Below are 3,656 nucleotides of genomic sequence, written 5' to 3'. Positions count from 1 at the left end.
ACCCAGACACTCCAACACCTCATCCAACGCCCGCGCAAACACCGGGAACCGCTCATACAACCCACGACCCATACCAACCCGCTGCGCACCCTGACCAGCGAACAGGAAGCCAAGCGGTCGGTGCTCTCCCGTCGTACCCGAACCCGAGATCAGCGCGGGATCGATACGGCCGTCCGCGACGCCGTCGAGCCCGTCGAGGAGCGCGTCCCGGTCTGCGGCGAGCAGGAAGCAGCGGTGCTCGTGCACGGTACGGGTGGCGGCCAGGGAGAAGCCGACGTCGATGGGGCGGAGGTCGGGCCGGCCGGTCAGGTACGACCGCAGCCGTTCGGCCTGCGCCGGCAGCGCGCGCGGCGTCCGCCCGGAGATCAGGACCGGGACGGCGTGGTCGGTGGGCGCTTGCGGAGCCGATGACGGCCGGGTGGGCGGTTCCGACACCACCACGTGGCAGTTGGTCCCGCCCATGCCGAAGGAGCTCACCCCCGCGTGCAGCGGTCGCGTGTCATCCGGCCAGGGGCCGAGCTTCTGCCGCACCGTCAGCCCGAGTTCGTCGAGTGGGATGGCGGGGTTGGGCGTGCGGAAGTTGAGGCTCGCCGGGATCTCTCGGTGCCGGATCGCCAGCGCCGTCTTCACCAGCCCGGCGATACCGGCGGCGCCCTCCAGATGGCCGATGTTGGTCTTCACGGAGCCGACGACCATCGGCCGCTCGGGTGCGCGCCCGGAGCCGATGACCGAGCCCAGGCCGGAGGCCTCGATCGGGTCGCCGACCACGGTGCCGGTGCCGTGCAGCTCGATGTACTGGACTTCCCCGGCGGCCACCCCGGCCCGGCGCTGGGCGGCCCGCACCACGTCGGCCTGGGCCGCCGCGCTCGGCACCGTGAGGCCGTCGGTGGCCCCGTCGTTGTTCACCGCGCTGCCGCGGATCACACAGTAGACCGGGTCGCCGTCGGCGATCGCCGCCGCCAGCGGCTTGAGCAGCACCACACAGCCGCCCTCCCCGCGGACGAATCCGTTGGCGCGCGCGTCGAAGACGTAGGACTGCCCGTCCGGTGACAGGCCGCCGAAAGCCGCCGCCGTACGGGTACTGTCCGGGACGATCATCAGGTTTACACCGGCCGCGAGCGCCACCGTCGACTCACCCTTGCGCAGGCTCTCGCACGCGAGGTGGACGGCCACCAGCGACGAGGACTGCCCGGTGTCGACGGTCAGGCTGGGGCCGCGCAGGCCCAGGGCGTACGAGAGGCGGTTGGCGATGATGCCGCGGTGCAGGCCGGTCATGGTGTGCCGGGTGATCGCGTCCGCGCCGAAGGTGTGGGTGAGGGTCGTGTAGTCGTCCCAGATCGCCCCCACGAACACGCCGGCGTCGGTACCCCGTAGGTGGGCGAGCGGGATGCCGGCGTCCTCCACCGCCTCGACGCCCAGCTCCAGGACCAGCCGCTGCCGGGGGTCCATCGCCGCCGCCTCGCGCGGGGAGATGCCGAAGTACGACGCGTCGAACCCGTCGACGGCGTCGAGGAATCCGCCCCGCTCTGGCGTTCCCCAGCGGCCCGAGGTGCCGATGCCGCTGCGCCCCTCGCGCAGCAGCGTCCAGAAGGCCTCGGGGTCCGGTGCCCCCGGCAGCCTGCAGGAGATGCCGATGACGGCGACGGCGTGCTGGGCGGGCTGGTGGGTCGGCATGGTCGTGTCTGTCCCCCGTGTCCTCGACGTCCCCGATGTCCCCTGTGGTGCGTGCTGCATTCCCGGTGCCTTCATCGCGTACCGCCCGGGCGGTCCCGCAGCGCGCTGGAGACGCGCTGGTCGGGGTCGGCCAGCAGGGCCTCCAGCGTGGTGGTCAGCCGGCCCAGCAGGCGTTCGACCGTGGCCTGGTCGAACAGCGACCGGCGGAACAGCGCATGGGCCGTCACGTCGTCACCGTTCTCCATGAGCGTCACTTCCAGGTCCATCCGCACCGACACCCGTCCGTGGTCGAAGGGCTCCAGCCGGGTGCCGGCCAGCGACGGTCGGCCGTGCGGCGTGCCGACCAGCTGGAACATGATCTGAACCAGGCCGTGCCGTTCGTCACCGAAGCGATCCGCGAGCAGGTGGAAGGGCATGTCCTGACGGGCGAACGCGCCGGTCGCCGTCTCCCGGGTACGGGCCAGGACCTCGCGGAACGTGGGGTCGCCGGACACGTCGGTGCGCAGGACCAGCATGTTCGCGAAGCCGCCGACCAGGTTCTCCAGTTCGGCCCGGGTGCGGCCGGCGACCGGGGAGCCGACCACGACGTCGTACTGTCCGGTCTCGTCGGCCAGGACGACGGCGAAGGCGGCGAGCAGGATCATGTACAGCGTCGCGTCGGCCTCGGCGCCCCGTTCCCGGGCCGCGCGGACCAGGTCCGCCCCGAGGGCCAGGCTCACCGAGCCGCCCTCGGGGTCGGGGTGATCGGTGCGGGACCGGTCGGTGGGCAGGTCGGCGGGTGTCGGGCAGCCCTCCAGTCGCCGGTCCCAGTATTCCCACTGCTCGCGCAGCGCGTCCCCGGTCAGCCACTCGCGCTGCCAGACGGCGAAGTCGGCGTACTGCACCGGCAGTTCGGGCAGCCGCGGGTCGCCTCCGGTCAGCTCGGCCGCGTAGCCGCCGGAGATCTCGTGCCAGAGCACGTCCTGCGACCAGGCGTCGGTGGCCATGTGATGGGTGATCAGGGCGATGACGTGGTCCTGCGGGTCGAGGCGCAACACGCTGACCCGCACGATCGGGCCGTCGATCAGGTCGAACGGGCGGCTCGCCGCCTCGGCGATCAGCTCACGTGCCGCGGACTCCCGTTCGGCGGGCGTCGCGCCGGGCACGGGCACCGCGCTCAGCACCACCGGCTCTGCGGGCCGGACATGCTGAACCGGTTCGCCGCCGTCCACGGCGATCGTGGTCCGCAGTGCCTCGTGCCTGCTGATCAGCGCGGACACGGACCGGCCCAGGGCGTCGAGGTCGAGCGGCCCGCGGGCCCGCATGACGAAGGGCACGTTCCACAGGTGGCTGTCGGGGTGGGCGCTCGCGAGCGCCCAGTACCCCTCCTGCGCGAAGGAGAGCGGGGGAGCGGTATCCCGCGCGACGGGCAGCAGCGCGGGCCGGGCCGAGGCGTCCGGGCCACCGGCCGGGCGCAGGATGGTCGCCAGGCTCCGCGGGGTGCGCAGCCGGAACAGGTCCACCAGCGGCACCGGGACGCCCGTCGCGGCTTCGATGCGGGCCGCCACTCTGGTGGCGAGCAGCGAGTGCCCGCCGAGGTCGAAGAAGTCGTCGTCGACACCGATCTGCTCGGCGCCGAACACGTCGGCGAAGGCGTCACACACGGCCTGCTGCTGGACGGTTTCCGGGGCGGCGTAGTCCGCGCCGGCCGCCGCGAAGACCGGCGCCGGCAGCGCGCCACGGTCGATCTTGCCGGTGGAGGTGAGCGGGAACGCGGTCAGAACGACGAAGGCGGACGGCACCAGGTAGTCGGGCAGGCTGTCCGCCAGATGGGCTCGCAGGGCGTCCGGGTCGGGCCACGCGCCGTCGTGAGGGATGACGTAGGCGACCAGCCGCCGGTGACACGGCCCGTCCTCCCGGGCCACGACGGCCGCTTGGGCGACCGACGGGTGGCGTCGCAGGGCGGACTCGACCTCGCCCGGCTCGACCCGGAAGCCCCGGAT

At 73.0% G+C, this 3,656-nt stretch carries 2 protein-coding genes; both read right to left on the bottom strand.

Features of this window, described 5'->3' with window-relative positions; genetic code table 11:
* On the bottom strand, positions 1-1,674 hold a 1,674-nt coding region (locus tag NGF19_RS30170), incomplete at its 3' end, for a type I polyketide synthase (protein ID WP_289738504.1).
* Between the two features lie 71 nt (positions 1,675-1,745).
* On the bottom strand, positions 1,746-3,656 hold a 1,911-nt coding region (locus tag NGF19_RS30165; protein WP_252429100.1), incomplete at its 5' end, for a condensation domain-containing protein.

The sequence above is a fragment of the Streptomyces macrolidinus genome, from assembly GCF_023887685.1.
GTDB classification, from domain to species: domain Bacteria; phylum Actinomycetota; class Actinomycetes; order Streptomycetales; family Streptomycetaceae; genus Streptomyces; species Streptomyces macrolidinus.
This window is presented reverse-complemented; position numbering and strand designations above follow the sequence as displayed.